At 50.8% G+C, this 17,253-nt stretch carries 15 protein-coding genes; 13 read left to right on the top strand and 2 right to left on the bottom strand.

Features of this window, described 5'->3' with window-relative positions; genetic code table 11:
- Window positions 1–27 precede the first annotated feature (27 nt).
- On the top strand, window positions 28–2,724 hold the full coding sequence (locus tag QMO62_RS26750; RefSeq protein WP_284645551.1) for an MGH1-like glycoside hydrolase domain-containing protein: 2,697 nt from the start codon (window positions 28–30) through the stop codon (window positions 2,722–2,724).
- 123 nt (window positions 2,725–2,847) lie between these two features.
- On the opposite strand, the gene QMO62_RS26755 is transcribed toward QMO62_RS26750, so the two are convergent.
- Window positions 2,848–3,240 (bottom strand): HIT family protein, encoded by a 393-nt coding sequence (locus QMO62_RS26755; protein WP_284645552.1) that lies wholly within the window; start codon window positions 3,238–3,240, stop codon window positions 2,848–2,850.
- 403 nt (window positions 3,241–3,643) lie between these two features.
- Between QMO62_RS26755 and QMO62_RS26760 the strand changes: the two genes are divergently transcribed.
- The 6 genes from QMO62_RS26760 to QMO62_RS26785 are packed head-to-tail and all read left to right on the top strand — an operon-like array spanning window position 3,644 to window position 9,570.
- Window positions 3,644–4,630 carry an aldo/keto reductase gene (locus QMO62_RS26760; RefSeq protein WP_284645553.1) on the top strand — a complete coding sequence of 329 codons (987 nt, stop codon included), beginning with the start codon at window positions 3,644–3,646 and terminating at the stop codon, window positions 4,628–4,630.
- Window positions 4,631–4,644: 14 nt separating this feature from the next.
- Window positions 4,645–6,030 carry an LLM class flavin-dependent oxidoreductase gene (locus QMO62_RS26765; protein ID WP_284645554.1) on the top strand — a complete coding sequence of 462 codons (1,386 nt, stop codon included), beginning with the start codon at window positions 4,645–4,647 and terminating at the stop codon, window positions 6,028–6,030.
- 35 nt (window positions 6,031–6,065) lie between these two features.
- A complete protein-coding gene (locus QMO62_RS26770) occupies window positions 6,066–6,845 on the top strand; it encodes an ABC transporter permease (RefSeq protein WP_284645555.1) in 780 nt (259 codons plus the stop codon).
- Between the two features lie 42 nt (window positions 6,846–6,887).
- On the top strand, window positions 6,888–7,907 hold the full coding sequence (locus QMO62_RS26775; RefSeq protein WP_284645556.1) for an ABC transporter substrate-binding protein: 1,020 nt from the start codon (window positions 6,888–6,890) through the stop codon (window positions 7,905–7,907).
- Between the two features lie 19 nt (window positions 7,908–7,926).
- Window positions 7,927–8,700, top strand: a complete 774-nt coding sequence (locus QMO62_RS26780) for an ABC transporter ATP-binding protein (protein WP_284645557.1) — start codon at window positions 7,927–7,929, stop codon at window positions 8,698–8,700.
- Window positions 8,701–8,721: 21 nt separating this feature from the next.
- Window positions 8,722–9,570 carry a sulfurtransferase gene (locus QMO62_RS26785; protein ID WP_284645558.1) on the top strand — a complete coding sequence of 283 codons (849 nt, stop codon included), beginning with the start codon at window positions 8,722–8,724 and terminating at the stop codon, window positions 9,568–9,570.
- Here QMO62_RS26785 and QMO62_RS26790 read toward each other — a convergent pair.
- A complete protein-coding gene (locus QMO62_RS26790) occupies window positions 9,548–10,924 on the bottom strand; it encodes a hypothetical protein (RefSeq protein WP_284645559.1) in 1,377 nt (458 codons plus the stop codon). The two genes, QMO62_RS26785 and QMO62_RS26790, sit on opposite strands and share 23 nt — an antisense overlap.
- Window positions 10,925–11,129: 205 nt before the next feature.
- Between QMO62_RS26790 and QMO62_RS26795 the strand changes: the two genes are divergently transcribed.
- The 6 genes from QMO62_RS26795 (at window position 11,130) to QMO62_RS26820 (ending at window position 17,247) form a co-directional block, all read left to right on the top strand.
- The gene (locus QMO62_RS26795; RefSeq protein ID WP_284645560.1) at window positions 11,130–11,882 is read left to right on the top strand and encodes a WecB/TagA/CpsF family glycosyltransferase; all 753 of its coding nucleotides are present in this window, start codon (window positions 11,130–11,132) and stop codon (window positions 11,880–11,882) included.
- Window positions 11,883–12,196: 314 nt separating this feature from the next.
- Window positions 12,197–13,357, top strand: a complete 1,161-nt coding sequence (locus tag QMO62_RS26800) for an ROK family transcriptional regulator (protein WP_284645561.1) — start codon at window positions 12,197–12,199, stop codon at window positions 13,355–13,357.
- Window positions 13,350–14,339, top strand: coding sequence for a Gfo/Idh/MocA family protein (locus tag QMO62_RS26805; RefSeq protein WP_284645562.1), 990 nt, complete (start codon window positions 13,350–13,352; stop codon window positions 14,337–14,339). The genes QMO62_RS26800 and QMO62_RS26805 overlap by 8 nt, the downstream gene beginning before the upstream one ends.
- Window positions 14,336–15,331, top strand: a complete 996-nt coding sequence (locus tag QMO62_RS26810; protein WP_348651731.1) for a Gfo/Idh/MocA family protein — start codon at window positions 14,336–14,338, stop codon at window positions 15,329–15,331. The genes QMO62_RS26805 and QMO62_RS26810 overlap by 4 nt, the downstream gene beginning before the upstream one ends.
- Window positions 15,332–15,400: 69 nt before the next feature.
- Window positions 15,401–16,351, top strand: a complete 951-nt coding sequence (locus QMO62_RS26815; protein WP_284645563.1) for an ABC transporter permease — start codon at window positions 15,401–15,403, stop codon at window positions 16,349–16,351.
- 14 nt (window positions 16,352–16,365) lie between these two features.
- Window positions 16,366–17,247 (top strand): carbohydrate ABC transporter permease, encoded by an 882-nt coding sequence (locus QMO62_RS26820; RefSeq protein WP_372516742.1) that lies wholly within the window; start codon window positions 16,366–16,368, stop codon window positions 17,245–17,247.
- Window positions 17,248–17,253 lie beyond the last annotated feature (6 nt).

Raw genomic sequence — 17,253 nt, forward strand, 5'->3', positions numbered from 1 at the left:
CCCATTAGAGGAGGAGTTGAGAGCTGAATGGAGCATTTGGCCGGCACGCACGATTTGAAGCAGCTTCCGGAATGGGGGCCGTACACCAAAAAGTATATCGGCATTTCGCATTTGGCGGATGTGGAAAAAGGACTGCGATTCGATCTTTCCGTCTTTCCGGGATTTTATCGAAGAAAAGTGGATGTGCCGAACGTGATGTGGGAATCGGGCTACCATCCTTGGGAGGCGGCGCCGGATGTAAGCTGGTTTACGCATCGTCACGAGCTGGAATGGAAGGATCGTGTGTTTGCGGATATTTCCTACGCTGCACTTTCAAAAGAGTCGCGGCTTGTCCGATGTGAGCTCGTCAACCATACGGAGCATGAGCAAAATCTTATTTTGCATTATATGGCCTCGCTGCATTTTCCCCAAGTTCGGGGGCATGGCGAGCGACTGCAGCCTGCTCGGCCGATGCTACCGGATAGAGCGATGTGGACTGATGCACTGGATTATGAAAGGCTGGAGTTTGCGACTCCGCGTCTCACCGACAATCTGGTGTACGACGGTTTTTTCCGTGGCGAAGTGAGGGAGCAGCATTTTGTAGGCGGATCGGGTTTGGGAGCCGGCTTCGGAATCGATGCGGGCGATCGCGTACAATATCGCATTAAGCTAGCCGAGAGCTTGGAGAGCGCCGTGTTGCTGGTTCGCTATCGAATGGAGGAAGGCAGCTCGCTCATGCTGCATTTGGGAGGACTATGCGGCGGGGAGGTGCGATTGGACGGTACCGGACAGGTGGAGACGGTATATGTAGATGCCGGTGCTGTCACCGCGGGAGAGCATACAATTTCTTTTGAGTCCGCGGGAGGAGCTGGGATGATCCTGGACGGCTTCACGATAGTGGAAAGAGATGCGGTGGATCGCGTGCAATTTACGGTGGAATCATTAGAAGCCCATCCCCAGATCCTACCAGGTCCGGTCGCCAACAGCTTGCTTCTGAAATATGAAGGAGTCGAACCATATTACGGCTTACTGTGGTGCTTTGACGATTATGAGATTCGCGAGTTCCACTGTGATGAGCTGGACCGATTTATGCGTCACAATGTACACCACCATGTTCAGTCGGTTTTTAAAGGCCATGGGGATGGTCATTTTACAAACGTTTTCTTACGGCCCATACCGATGAAGCCTCAGACCAACACGATCCTTTACGGCATGGTATGCTGCGGAGATCGGGAGGAGGTCGAGCAGCGGCTTGCCTCATTCGATCAGACCGCCGAACGCTGCGAAGAATGGTTTGAAACGGCCAAGCGCGGGACTGCGGCTGTACCGTCGAATCCATCAGGCGAACCGTACCGGTTCAGCCAGCAGCTGATGCAGGCGACTACGCTTACGAATGTCGTATATCCTGTATATACGAAGCGGTCCTACATCCGTCATAATACGCCGGGTCGATGGTGGGACAGCCTTTATACGTGGGATTCGGGATTTATCGGCCTTGGGCTTGCGGAGCTCGACATTCAACGGGCTGTGGAGTGCCTGAACGCATACGTCACGGAGCCGGGTGATCCTCATGCCGCCTTTATTCATCATGGCAGCATGGTGCCGGTCCAGCATTATTTGTTCCTGGAGCTATGGAATAAGACGCAGTCTAGGGAGCTGCTGGACTATTTTTATCCGAGGCTGCGGCAATATTATTTGTTCTATGCGGGAAAGCTTGGAAGCTCGACGACTCGAACGCTAAAATCCGGGTTGCTAAAGACGTGGGACTACTTCTACAACTCCGGCGGCTGGGATGATTATCCCCCGCAGGTGGAGACTCATCGTCGTAAGCTGACCGCCGCTGCAGCTCCGGTATCCAATACGTCACATGGCATAAGGATCGCTAAAATATTAGTAATGGCGGCGACGACCATCGGCGGATTGGAGAATGACATTGCCGAATATCACGAAGATATAGAAGCATTCAGTACAGCAGTGCAGGCACATGCATGGGACGAGGAAGCAGGCTACTTCGGTTATGTCCTGCATAATGCTCAGGGGGAGCCTAGCGGGCTGCTTCGACACGAAACCGGGCAAAACTACAACATGGGACTTGACGGCGCTTACCCGCTTGTTGCGGATATTTGCACACCGGAGCAGGAGAAGAGCCTACTCGGTTATATCAATGATAATACCCGGCTTTGGAGTCGGATCGGATTATCTGCCGTGGATCAAAGTGCAGCTTATTACAAAAAAGACGGATACTGGAACGGTTCCGTGTGGATGCCGCATCAGTGGTTTTACTGGAAGACGCTGCTGGGCCTCGGGTACCCGGAGCCGGCCCATCGAATTGCGCGTACGGCACTTGACCTATGGAAGGATGAAGTGGAAAAGACATATAACTGTTATGAGCACTTCATTATCCAATCAGGCAGGGGTGCCGGCTGGCATCATTTTGGCGGCTTGTCCGCACCTGTGCTGAACTGGTTTTCTTCTTACCACCGCCCAGGCACTCTCACGTGCGGTTATGACGTTTGGTTGGATAAGGCGGAGTTTCGAAGTGATCATACCGGGCTTTCGGCTGAGCTGCGTTATTTCGGCTCTCTCGAGCGCGTGCATACGCTGCTCGTGTGCCTGAAAGCGGGAAAGGAGTATCGGGTGACATGGAACGGTCGAGCAGTCGAAGGTACAACTGGGGTAGACGGTGTGATAGAAATTCGATTGCAGGGAGATCGTGCAGGTAAACTGGAGATCCAGCCAGTGTAACTCAAGTAAGCATATTGGGGAGCGATTTACAAGTCTCAATTTATTTGAGGCCGCTGCAGCGTCCGGCTTCCGTTCAGGAGGGCAGCTGGACTCTGCGCGCTGCAGAGGCCAATAACGTAGCTTTTATAAATGCTGCTTAATGATTGCTATTCTTTCCGCATATTCCTCTTGCGTTAAATAAACGTTACCCGGGTTCATTTGGAAGGTCGAGCCCCAGTCCTGACGATCTGCATATTTAGGGACGATGTGCATATGCAAGTGGTGCATTTTATCGCCGTAGGCACCATAATTCAGCTTGTCCGGATGAAACGCTTTATCCAACGCTTCGCACACTTTTTTAACATCCTTCATGAATGCCGTTAACTGATCCTGATCCAGGTGAAAGAGTTCTTTGACGTGATCTTTGTAAACGACATTACATCTGCCAGCATACGTTTGCTCTTTAAAGAGAAAAACCGTAGAGACCTCCAACTCGCATATTTCGATCATAAGGTCGTCCCTTTTCTCATCCTTCATACAATACATGCAATCTCTATTGAGCTCCATGGGATCAAGTCCTTTCTTTTTGGGTATGAACAAATTCATTATAGCATGTCAGGGATTACTGCAAGCGCTTTTGATGAACCATGTGGTATTTTTTTGCGTCAGGGGATTGTCAAAAAATTTAAATCCGTGTAAAACTATAAGATTAGGTGTAGTATTTTTGGGGATTGTGTGTTATTGTATTTTTGTAATCAGGGGGAAACGGCCATTATTGGCAATTATGAACACATCATCAGGCCAGAAATGGATGAATATATAATCTCTACCGGACAGCCGGAGAGACACATGAAGCATTCCATGTGTCTTTCTGGCTGTTTTTTTGTATCCGTTAGAAGGTAGGGTTCATGACATTGTCACTACGATAAGGAGTGTATGTATGCAATACAGAAAGCTAGGAAGAACCGGTGTAAAGATTTCCGAAATCAGCCTGGGTACGATGGCATTCGGTCGATGGATCGATGAAAAAGCTTCCGCTGGCGTACTGGATCAAGCGATAGAGTCGGGCATTAACTTTATCGATACGGCGGACGTATACGGAAGAGGGATGGACTTGGGGGATCCTACCTTGACCGGAGAATCGGAGACAATCCTCGGTAATCTTCTGCAAGGCAGACGCCATGACATCATTCTGGCCACCAAAGTCAAAGCGCCGGTCGGTCGGGGTGTGAACGATGCGGGCCTCAGCCGGTATCACATTTATAGAGCGCTGGAGAATAGCTTGCGTCGATTGAGAACAGATTATATCGATTTATATCAAGTGCACGGATTCGACCCGAATACACCGCTGGAAGAGACGCTTGGTGCGCTGGATGATCTGGTGAAGCAAGGGAAAATCCGCTATATCGGCTGCTCTAACTTTGCGGCATGGCAGCTCGCCAAAGCCAACGGGATCAGCGCCCAGTACTTACTGAATCGGTTCGAAAGCGTTCAACCGGAATTCAGCCTCATCTCCCGAGAAATCGAGCAGGAGCTCGTCCCGTATGCTCTATCGGATCAAGTCGGCGTCATCGTCTATAGCCCGTTGGGCAGAGGAATCCTGACCGGGAAGTATCGACAGGAAGAAAAGCCTGAGACGGGGTCCCGTTTGGCCGCAGGGGAGAAACGACTGATGCAGCTGCTTGAGAAGCTTCCATCGCACGAGCTTATTAACCATATTCGACCGCTCGCTGAAGCACGGGGCTGGTCCGTCGCCCAATTTTCCTTGGCATGGGTACTCAGTCATTCGTATATTTCCTCCGCCATACTGGGTGCATCGAAGCCTAAGCATATTCAAGACGCGCTGCAATTTGCCGGGGAGCGGTTAACCGCCGAGGAATTGGCGAAGATAGATGAAATTTCGCGTAACATCGGAATACTACGATAAGGAGCTGGCGACAGATGACGCAACCATACTATTCTCAGAATCAAAACAGGAAATTACATTTAGGCTTGTTTCTTTTCTCGACCGGGTACCATCCTGCAGGCTGGCGCTTACCGGAAGCGGTAACGGACGGAGCCTTCGATCCGAAGTTTTTGCAGCGGGTCGCTCAAAAACTCGAGGAGGGAAAGTTCGATTTCTTCTTCCTGGGGGATGCTCTGGCTACAAGCGCTGATATGCAGTATCAATTCCCTTCCCAAATGGTTCGGCTCGAGCCCTTTACGATGATTGCCCACCTGACGGCGGTTACGGAAAAAATCGGGCTGATCGTTACGGCAAACACAACCTATGCCGAGCCGTATCATATCGCCCGAATGACGGCATCGCTTGACTATTTAAGTCAAGGACGGGTGGCGTGGAACGTGGTTACCGGTGCGGATGCGCGGGCTGCACTTAATTTCAGCCGTGATAAGCACTGGGATAATACGAAGCGTTACGATTACGCCGATGAATTCGTTCAGCTTGTCAAAGATTTATGGGACACTTGGGAAGATGACGCATTTGTCAGAAACAAAGAAACGGGAGTTTATGTGGATGAGAGCAAAGTTCATGCGCTGCACCACAAGGGGGAACATTTCTCCGTGGCCGGTCCGCTGAATGTAGCCCGTCCGCCGCAGGGGCAAATTCCGTTGTTATCGGCCGGAACGTCGGAGCGCAGTCAGGAGCTGGGCGCTCAATTTTCCAACGTCATTTTCACGGGGCAAATTTTGTTTGAGGAAGCCCGCAAATTTTATGCCAGTGTCAAAAGCAAGCTGGCGAAGTACGGGCGTTCCCGAGAGGAACTGTTCATTATGCCCGGGCTGGTCCCCCTGGTAGGAAGAACGGAAGAGGAGGCGCGGGCGAAATACCGCGAGCTGAGCTCGCTGCTCGTTACGAATTATGACCTTCGTCCATTATCGGCGCGAATCGGATTGGATTTGACTAACTACTCGCTCGACGATCCGCTGCCGGATTTGTCATTATCGTCGCTTCCGGATCCAGCGGAGTCCAGAGAATTCATTCGTCTGGCCCAGAACGCATCCGGGCATGAAGACATTACGATTCGCGAGCTGTTCCATTATTTTGCCGCGGTTGTCAGAGGTCATCTCCTGCTTGTCGGCAGTCCGGAGCAAATTGCTGATGAAATGGAACGCTGGTTCTTGAACGAGGCGGCAGACGGCTTTAACCTGTGCTCGCCTTACATGCCGGGGGGGCTCGATTTATTCGTGGATCTCGTCGTTCCTGAGCTCCAGCGCCGCGGGTTGTTCCGTACGGAATACGAGGGGACCACATTCCGTGAGCATTTCGGCTTACAGCGACCGGCGAGCAAGTTTGCACAGCAGAAGGCCGTTTTGGGTAATGGATAAAACCAGACCTCAACGGATGGAAGGAGGGTAAGGGTATGGACGACAGCAAATTCGGCCTGAAAAACTGGCGGATCGTTACCGCTCAACTCGCATTTTTATTGCTTTTTCTTGCCTTACTAGAGTACTTGGTTCGTGCTGACATCATCGGCTCGTTGTATTTGTCGAAGCCTACTCAAGTGGTAGGGGAAATCGTCAGCTTGTTCTCCAAAGGCGTTATTTTCCATCATCTGCTGGTCACGCTGGGAGAGTTTACGGCAGGCTATGTGTTGTCGGCGTTAGCAGGTGTCGGTACGGGACTGTTTCTGGTTCTCGTGCCAAGGGCGGAATCGTTCTTCCGTCCCTTCCTGTCCGCGCTGCTTGCTGTGCCCAAAGTAACGATTATTCCTTTGCTCATGCTGTGGGTTGGCATCGGGTTATCGCATAAAATAGCGATTGTCTTTTTGTTCTGCTTCTTTACGATCGCCTTCAATACGATTACAGGCATTAAGCAAACGGCGGATAACCATCTGAAGGTAGCCCGTGTCTTTGAAGCGACGAAGTTCCAAACGATTACGAAGGTGATTTTGCCGTCGGCTGCACCAACAATCTTCGTATCACTTAGAGTTTCTGCTGCGACAGGACTTGTTGGAGCCCTGTTCGGGGAGATGATTGCATCCAAGGACGGACTCGGCAATTTGCTGGTGCAGGCGACATCAACTTACGATACGGCCAAAGCTTTTGCCATTATTACCATCGTGACCATTGTTTCTGTCCTTATCATTTCGATCATCGATTTATTTGAGAAAAGAGTCGTATTGAAATGGAAATCGCATTAGAAAATATAAAATTTTACATTATTTCGCAGGGGAGAGACTTATATGAAGAAGCAAGCGTGGCGAGGGATGGGTCTGTTAAGTATGGCATTGGCACTTATGCTTGGTGCATGCTCCAATAACGCCGGGGGAGGACAAACAAAAGCATCAGGATCCCCCGCTGCTGCAGCGGGAGCGAACGGCGGCGAGACGAAGCTGCAAAAAATCCGTTATGCGGCATTTAGCGGGGTGAGCGGGCTGGCGGTCAATTATGGCGCCGAGAAAGGCTTTTTCAAGGAGGAAGGGCTGGATGTAGAATTCATCACAACGCAAAATCCTGTGGAGAGCCTGACGAGCAAAGACGTCGATATCGCCGATATTGCAACGACGACTGCGATTATTGCAGCCGGGAAAGGTGCGCCGATCAAAATTGTTGCGTCCATGTTCCGTACCAAAGGGCCGTTCTATCTTGTAGCCGCGCCGGGAATCAACAGTGTTGAAGAATTGAAAGGGAAAAAAGTCGGAGCAGCTGCTTTCGGCAGCGGACTGGATGTTTATACGCAAGTGATCCTGAAGAAACACGGCTTAAGTAAAACGGATGTGACCTATCTGGCTAACGGGGCTAACGATGCGGCCTATGCCAGTTTAACTTCGGGCCAGGTGGATGCGACGATCATCCACGAGCCATTTGCTTCGCTTGTCGAGCAGAACGGTAAGGGCAAAATTTTGGCAAAGGGCTGGGATTACTTGCCGACCTTCCACACCGGCATTTTGGCGTCCAGCAACGATTTCATTGCCAAGAAGCCGGAATTAATTGAGAAGCTGCTGCGAGCCTACTTGAAATCGCAAGAATACGCGAAAAGCCATCCGGACGAGTATAAGGCATACTTTCTGACGAAGATCAAGGTCGACCCGGCGGCATTGGATAAAGCGTTCGAGAGGGAAAGAGCGCTTTGGGAGAACAATCCTGACGTGGATAGAAAGGCTCTGCAGGATACGCAGCAGGTACAACTGGAGCTCGGATTGCAGGATAAAATTTACGATACCGATAAAATTCTCGATCTAAGGTTTATTCCGAAGAAGTAAAGGGGAGGAGCAGGTACTTATGGCCGAATTCTCGCTTCAGGCAGTTTACAAAAAATATGAAGGCTCAAGCCCCATCGATACATTGACCGATATTAACCTAACAGTCAAAGACGGGGAATTTCTTAGCCTGCTCGGCCCAAGCGGATGCGGCAAAAGCACGCTTTTGGAAATATTGGCAGGGCTGCAGCAGCCCACATCCGGGGAAGTGCTGTTCAACGGCAAACAACTGAAAGGGCCGGGTGTAGAAAGGGGTGTTGTATTCCAGGATCCGTCATTATACCCCTGGCGAACCATCGCGCAGAATGTCGGGCTAGGGCCCGAGCTGGGCCGCATACCGAAAGCGGAAAGAAAAACGGTAATTCATAAATATTTGGACATGGTCGGCCTGAGAGGATTTGAGAATAAATATCCGCACCAATTGTCAGGCGGCATGAAGCAGAGAGCGGGTTTGGCTCGGGCGCTGGTGAATAACCCCGAGGTGCTGTTAATGGACGAACCGTTTGGAGCGGTCGATCATTTGACACGCCTTCAGCTGCAGAACGACCTGCTGCAAATATGGGAGACCGAGAAAAAAACAGTCTGCTTTGTCACGCATGATGTATCCGAAGCCGTATTTTTGGGAGACCGTGTCGTATTACTTTCGCCTAGGCCGGGGCAAATCCAAGCCGTCTTTGAGGTTCCGTATCCACGACCGCGCAAACGCGATGATATCCAATTGCTCAAAATTCAGAACGATATTTATGCTGCCATTCATCAAGTTAAGACCCAGGACGATCTGGAATACGTCATCTAATATATCAAGGGGGGATTGGGCATGTCCAATTCAGTAATTGTCAATGTGGAGTGGTTACGTGAGCGCATTTCGGAGGGAAATCTCGTTATAGCGGACGTTCGGTTTTCACCGAAGGAAGCGAACTATGGCAGGCGTGCTTATGATGCAGGGCACTTGCCGGGGGCCGTATTCGTTGACTTCAAGGCAGACCTGACGGATCCGGCCCTGGAGCATGGCGGACGAAGCCCATTACCGACGCCTGAACGGCTTGCCGAACGGTTTGGAGCTCTCGGAATCGATACGAGTACTATCGTCGTCGTGTATGAGGATGTGAATGGACCTGCAGCAGCCCGTTTGTGGTGGGTGCTCCAATATATCGGCGTCGAAGACGTTCGGGTTCTTGATGGAGGTTTTGAGGCATGGAAGGGAGCAGGAATGCCCATTACTGTGGAGCAGCCTCAGCCTGCTGTACGCCGGTTGGCTCCCCGTATCCGAGAGGAAGCCTTGGCTGCTGTTGAAGACGTAAGATCGGTCGTGCAAGGAAAACGAAGAGCAACCCTCGTTGATTCGCGGGATGCTAACCAATACTTGGGTCTGGAAGCTCCGTTTGACCCGGTTGCAGGCCACATTCCGGGAGCACTAAATTTTTTCTGGAAGGACGGCTTGCATAAAGACGGTACCTGGAAACCCGTTGAAGCGTTACAGGAGCATTTTGCCGGGTTACCGAAGGATGAGGAAATTATTGTCTATTGCGGATCCGGCATCTCCGCCACACCCAATGTGCTTGCCCTTCGGGAAGCCGGGTTCTCCCGTGTCCGGTTGTATGCGGGAAGCTGGTCGGATTGGATCAGTTATCCGGAGCATCCTACTACAACAACAGAAGACCTGTAATCACTCCGACCGAGGCGAAGATAACTCCGAATGCCAAATTCCATAAGGTGATCCGGTAAGGGTTCACCTGAAGCAGCCCGCTCATAATCGTTACGGTTGAATTAAACGTGCCCATAAAGGCGGAGGCGAGACTGCAGACAATCATGACGACAGCGATACTGAGTGGGGAAATGACCTCAAGTATAGGCGGCAAAAATAAACCGATCACGCTCATCACGACCAGCGGGTGTAATCCAAGTACGGGTAGCACCAGGAAGAGAACACCTATGCTAAGGAACAGCAACACCGGCCACGCCGATATCGCTTGAACGGGTCCGGCAAGCCAAGTGAATAAAGTCGTCTGGGCAATCGCCATGTTAAAAAATCCGAAGGATAAAAACAAAACCAGCAAATGACAAAGGCCGTCTGTGCTTTCCCGCCATTTCTTACGGCTGATCTTCACAAATCGGCTGAATCGGCGTTTCATAACGGCCCATAGGATCGAGAAGGGCAGCAGAATTAACGTCATCGCCGTGAAGAAAGAGATTGGGAAGACGGAATGCACCATAAAGGCAGTCCCCATTAATAAGGCCAGTGCAAACAGGAACTGGAAGGTATGTCTCCATGACGGAGGCTTGTGTGCTGCAAGGCTGCTTGAGACCGCTGCCGTCTCCATGACCCCGGCTTGGCGATAGGCGAATCCACGGAGACTACCCAATGTGAGAAGTACGAGCGACAAACCGAACATCCAAGGAAAGAGCTTCGCGTAGGACACGCCGGTTAGTAATACGGCGGTAGCGACAAGTGGCTCTACAGGGCTCCATACGGCCACAATGCCGAAGCCGGGCAGAACCGAGGAAGCCACGAATCGTTTGGCCTCAGCCCCATCCACTCCGGCCAAATATTTGCCGAGGACTCGCTTCATTAAGGGAAGGGCAGCAAAGAATAGGAATAGGCTCAGACAATAGCTGACGATGATCGAACGAACAAAGAGTAGATCGAGCCGACCGCCTTGCACTTGAAGCCAACGGCTTAAATGGCGGTCATAACCGCCAACACGGATAGCGTGGTTGACAAACGGCAGCATATAAAGAAGGGAAATCAGCATGACGTTAGACGTAAACATTAGAGGGAGCTTATGGATAGGAATGTTCGCCCAGACAAGACATGCTGCCCCGGCTGTGATGAAAAGAGAGCCTACGATCCGGAACATACGTCTTGCCGCATGGAAGGACATAACGAAGCAAAGGAGAGCCAACACCCCTTCGATATATTTGATCCATGCAGCCCCTCCGTAGGCTACGTCAACCGTGAAGGAGATTACCAATAAAGTAAATAAGCAAGGTCTGAGTTTTTGCGACCAGTGATCCCACATAGCGAGGCTCCTGACTTAACAAGGATGTATGGAACGATATCGTATTATAACAAGGTTCTGTGAGAACGACAACCCTAGAGCAAGGCATGTATGAACTTGGTCAAAGCGAATTTTGTCATTAGGCTATGAGGCATTCATCATTCGATAAGTGTGCGGAAGCATGGTAGAATCTGTATATGTTTGAGTACATACGGATGGTGATGAAATGAAGAAAACAGTAGAGATTTTGGGGATTCCTTTCTCCAAACTCACTTTAAATGAGACGACCTTGCATTTACAACGACATATTCAACAGGAGGATACGAAGCTGCTGCATCTGATCACGGTCAATCCGGAGATTGCCATAGCCCGACAATCGGATCGGCTGCTCGATGCCATTATTCAAGAAGCGGATTGGATTACACCGGACGGAATCGGGATTGTGTACGCCTCCAGAAGGAAAGGGGACCCGATTACGGAGAGGGTGACGGGGTACGATCTGCTGCTTCGCCTGTTGGAGGAAGGGGATCGATATGCCTGGAGCTTTTATTTCCTTGGGACCGATGAGGAAACGAACCGAGGCGCAGTAGAGCGCATTCGGCAGCGGTATCCGCAGGTAAGGATTGCCGGGAGGCATCATGGTTTCTTTACAAAGGAAGAGGAGCCTTTCCTCGTGGAGGAGATTCGGCGTACTCAACCGGATGTGCTTATTGTAGCCATGGGGGCACCGTATTCGGACAAGTGGATCCATTCCCATAAGGAGGCTCTTGCAGGCGGTAAGGTTGTTTTCGGCGTTGGGGGGAGCTTGGATGTGATTGCCGGGAAAACCGCGATTACGCCACAAGTATGGAAGCGGCTCAACCTTGAATGGCTGCATCGATTGTTGACCGTACCGGTGGCCAAAGGGCAAAAATCGAGATGGCGCAGACAAACGGCGTTGCCAAAATTTGTGTACAGGGCGATTATCCGTAGAGGTTGAACGGCAGTTTCCTTGTTTTTAAAAGATAATAGTTTACGTAACATATGTTATGTAAACAAAATAACTTCGCAGCTCTTAAAGTAAAAATGAAGCGGTACGCGGTCATGTTGTGGCTGAGTGCTGCTTTTTTTATTTCCCATGAACGGATCTCTAAAATAAATAAAAGCTTGAACATTGTGTGAAGTTATTTTCAGGAATAGATGGAATATCTATAAAACATACGACTTCATTTGCTCACTGGAAAAAGTAAGTAGGAATGGGGACCGGATTTATTTATGAATAAGGAAATGGCTCGTACTGGAAATCTCCAGCTAATGAAAGAAATCAATCAGGCCTTGATCTTTAATGCCATCCGGGAGAAAGGGCCTTTGTCGCGTTCCCAATTAGCCAAGGATTTGCGGTTAAGCCCAACCACGGTAACCGTGATCGTCGACCATTTCATTGCCAATGGCTTTGTAATCGAAGTAGGCAAGGGAGATTCGAATGGCGGAAGGAAGCCGATCCTGGTGGAACTGGCTAAGGACGCCGGAATGGTGGTCGCCATTGATCTCGAGCAAAGCCGGGCCGCCCTCATGAATATGAAGGCGGATCTCCTGATAACGAAGCCGATTCCTCCCGTTAAGCAAGGAGAACTGATCACAATCCTCCTTAATGTAATCTGCGAAATGGTCGGGAGCATTCAAGGGCCGCGTCTGCTTGGTATCGGCATTGCCGTACCGGGCATCATCGACCCGAAGAAAAGCAAAGTCATTACGGCCACCAGCTTGAATATTAACCACTTGTCATTGAAGGAGGAGCTGGAGAAGCACTTTCAGGTTCCCATTTGGCTCGAGAACGATGCCAATGCAGCTGCCTATGGTGAATTCCTTTATGGCCGAAGTCAAAACGTACACAATTTTTTGTATCTCCATGTAGGAAGAGCTGTTGGAGCAGGGCTATTCCTCTCGGGAAATTTATTTACCGGAGGGGCTGGAGGCGCAGGGGAATTCGGGCATATTACCGTCGACCCGTCCGGCCCTCCTTGTCATTGCGGCAACATCGGTTGTCTGGGGAAGCTGATCGGGGCCGCGGCACTGTTGGATCAATGGTGCAGCTGGACGGGGAGCAAGGATGCTCCAACACTAGTAGAACTGGTCAAGCTTAGCAATGAGGGTGATTCCACGGCAATTCGCTTGATGGATTATGCGGGAGAGATGTTGGGGAGGGGGATTGTCACTCTCATCCATTTGTTTAATCCCTCGTTGATTCTTATGGGAGGTGAGCTTGCACTTAATAACGCTCGTTTGTTCAGTCAAGTGAAACAGCAAGTGAAGCTGCGCAGCATGCCGGTGTTCGCAGAGCATGTTCAGATCGAGGAATGCCGGACCCGTTTAAACGCAGGAATTGTTGGGGCGGGCTCGTTAGCCTTAAACCACTTTTTTCGAAATGTTAATTTCGAAACAGGAGACAAAACCGGGAGGGCATATCATGTTTAGAATAGGCTTGGTTGGAGCCGGTACGATGGGCAACACGCACCAACGGGCGTATCGGCAGCTAGATGGCGTAACCGTTGCGGCGGTTTGCGATGTGGATATAGAAAAGGCGCGGAGGATTGCCGATGAATGGAACGCCGAGACGTACGGTAGTCTGGCGGCTATGCTGAATAGTGCAAACATTGATGCAGTCGATATTTGTCTGCCAACCGATCTTCATCGTGAGGCGGTAGAGCTGGCAGCCGCTTATGGCAAGCATGTGTTCTGCGAGAAACCCATCGCACTTACGGTGGAAGACGCATCTGCCATGATCGCAGCCTGCAAAAAGGCCGATGTAACGCTGATGGTGGGTCATGTCGTGAGGTTTTTCCCGGAATACCGTTCGGCTAGAGAACAATTGCAATCCGGGAAGTTGGGAAAGCCGGGCGTCGTTCGAACGATCCGATCCGGCGCATTCCCCAAATGGTCGACCTGGTTCGGCGATTACTCCCGAAGCGGGGGGCCCATAATCGACCTCGCCATTCATGATTTCGACTATTTGCGCTGGTGCTTCGGACCGGTTCGGCGGGTGTTCAGCCGTACGCTTAACGGGGAACGGGAGAACTTCGATCATTCACTGACGCTCCTCCGTTTTGAAAGCGGTGTTATGGCGCATGTGGAGGCAAGCTGGGCTTACCCGCAAGGCGCGCCCTTCCAGACCTCGCTCGAAGTGGCGGGGACGAAGGGAATGGTCCAATACGATAGGGATAAATCGAATTCAGTCGTACAGTTCGGAGGAACGGCCTCCCCAGCCGGTGTACCGGAAAGCCCGCTGGCCAAAAGTCCCTATGCGCTGGAGCTGGAGCATTTTATCCACTGCGTGAAAAATAAGGAAGTTCCTCTTACCTCGGGTGAGGAAGCGTTGGAATCGCTCAAGATCGGGCTCGCTGCCGTACAATCGGCACGAACCAACCAACCTGTCGATGCGGGGGTGGACCCACGATGAACAAGTTGCGGATAGGGATGATCAGCTTCGCCCACATGGGCCACGCGAACAGTTATGCAGCGGGATTGCAGACGAACGAGTCTGCGGAAATTACCGGAGTTTACGATGATGATCCACAGCGCGGACAAAAAGCGGCCGAACGCTTCAATACAACCTTTTACCCTGATTACAAGCAGCTGCTGGAGCAGGTCGACGGGGTTGTCATCTCTTCTGAGAATAGAAAGCACTATCCTCTGGCTATCGAGGCCGCTGAAGCCAATAAGCACATCCTGGTCGAGAAGCCGATTACTACGGACGGAGCGGAAGCCCGCGAGCTGATTGACTTATGCGCTGAGAAAAACCTCGTGCTGCAAACGGCTTTCCCCGTACGTATGAACGAATCGGTGAAAAGGGTAAAGCGGCAAATCGACTCCGGCGATATCGGCGATATCGTGGCCATTGCAGCTACAAATCATGGCAAAATGCCGGGCGGATGGTTCGTGAATTACGCATTGTCCGGCGGCGGGGCGGTTCTTGATCATACGGTTCATGTGGTCGATCTGATGAGATGGTTTCTGCGGAGTGAAGTGAAGGAAGTATACGCTGAAGCGGATACCCTGCTGCATGAGATTCCTGTGGATGACTGCGGCCTGCTTTCCATGGTTTTCGATAACGGGGTAATCGCCACGTTGGATACAAGCTGGTCAAGACCGGAATCGTTCTCCACTTGGGGCAATGTGACGATGAGGATCATCGGTACGAAAGGCGCCATTCATCTGGATGCGTTCGCGCAAGCGGGCAGTCTTTGGGAGAACGGCTCTGCAGCTTCCCATAAATATGTCAACTGGGGCGATAAGTCCAATACCGCTCTGGTGGAAGAGTTTGTCGCAAGCATTCGCGAATGCCGCCAATCCAGCATCACAGGCATGGACGGACTGCGTGCCGCCGAAGTGGCATGGTCCGCTTATGAATCCGTCAAGCAGGGCAGGACGGTACAAGTTAAGCATTATTGACTGTAGGTCACTCCATAATAAAGACAAGGTGCGATGTCATAAAGTCCATGCTAGAAGGAGGTGAAGGCTATGCAGGACACTTCGCTGCCTCAAAATACCAAATCGAGAATTCGCACAAGGTGGAAGCCTTACCTTAGAAACTGGGAGCTTTATCTGCTGATCTCGCCGGTCCTTGCTTACTTTATCCTTTTCGAATATATCCCCATGTACGGTGTTCAAATTGCTTTCAAAAATTTTGTAGCCACCAAAGGGATATGGGGCAGCTCGTGGGTAGGCATGATGCATTTCGAGCGTTTCTTCGACAGCTATTTCTTCTGGCGGCTCATCACCAATACGCTGGGAGTCAGCCTATATCAGCTGGCAATCGGATTCCCGGTGCCGATTATTCTGGCTTTAATGATAAATGAAATCAAACCGACAAGGATATGGTTCAAAAAAATAGTGCAGACCGTAACGTACGCACCGCACTTTCTTTCTACAGTCGTTCTTGTCGGCATTGTTGTCATGTTCCTCGCTCCGGAAACCGGTGTGATCAACAAGCTGATTGTGCTTATGGGAGGACAGCCCATTTCGTTTATGACGGAGCCGGCCTGGTTCAAAACGATCTTCGTCGGGTCGGGGGTATGGCAGCAAATGGGATGGGGCTCCATCATATACCTTGCCGCATTGGCGGGCATCGACCCTCAGCTTCACGAAGCGGCCAAGGTAGACGGGGCGACCCGGCTTCAGCGCATTTGGCATGTCAACTTGCCGGGAATTATGCCGACGATCGTTATCTTGCTAATCCTGAACATGGGATCGATCATGGGTGTCGGCTTCGAGAAGGTGTATCTTATGCAGAATGACCTGAACCTGGAAAGCTCCGAGGTTATCTCCACTTATGTGTACAAAAGCGGGATCATCCAGGCGCAGTACAGCTTTTCCGCAGCCATCGGATTGTTTAATTCGATCATTAACTTTTTTCTTCTGGTACTTGTGAATTTTGCAGCCAAACGAATGAACCAAACCAGCTTATGGTAAAGAGGGGACGCCTGATGGATTATAGCCGGGGAGACCGAGTGTTTGATGCCGTGAATACCCTATTGCTTATCCTGATCACCGTAATCGTTATGTATCCTCTTTTGTTTGTGCTTAGCGCGTCCGTAAGCGAACCCTCCGTGGTAGCCAGAGGTCAGCTTTGGCTGCTGCCCAAGGGCATCAACTTCGTCGGTTACGAGCGCGTATTTCAGAATAAGGAGATTTTGAGCGGGTACCTGAATACCATTGTGTACACCCTGGTCGGTACGGCGATCAACCTCGTGCTGACGATATGCGCGGCGTATCCTCTATCAAGGGCGGACTTCCGCGGACGTCACGTGATTACCGCGTTTATTGTGTTTACGATGTTTTTCAGCGGCGGATTGATTCCGACGTACTTGCTGGTGAAAAAGCTGGGCATCCTCAATACCTTGTGGGCCATGGTGATTCCGAATGCAATTGCGGTTTATAACGTGATCATCATGAGGACGTTTTTTCAAAGCAGCATTCCGTTCGAGATCCAGGAGGCCGCTTCCATTGACGGCTGCAGCAATTTCCGCATTTTGCTTCGGGTTGTGCTGCCGTTATCTATGCCGATCATCGCGGTCATGGTGCTGTTCTACGCTGTTGGCCACTGGAATGCGTTCTTTCAAGCCTTGATCTACTTGTCGGATCGCGGTAAATATCCGCTGCAGCTCATCTTGAGAGAAATATTAATTCAGGGGCAGATGGCGGCCATGATCGATATGGCTGATGACTCACTCGCGAAGAAGCTTATGGAAGTGGAAGTGATCAAGTACGCCGTCGTCGTTATCGCCAATTTGCCGGTGCTGCTCTTGTATCCATTTTTACAAAAGTATTTCGTTAAGGGAGTTATGATAGGAGCCCTTAAAGGATAAATCATG

Source organism: Paenibacillus silviterrae, assembly GCF_030167925.1.
GTDB lineage: Bacteria > Bacillota > Bacilli > Paenibacillales > NBRC-103111 > Paenibacillus_G > Paenibacillus_G silviterrae.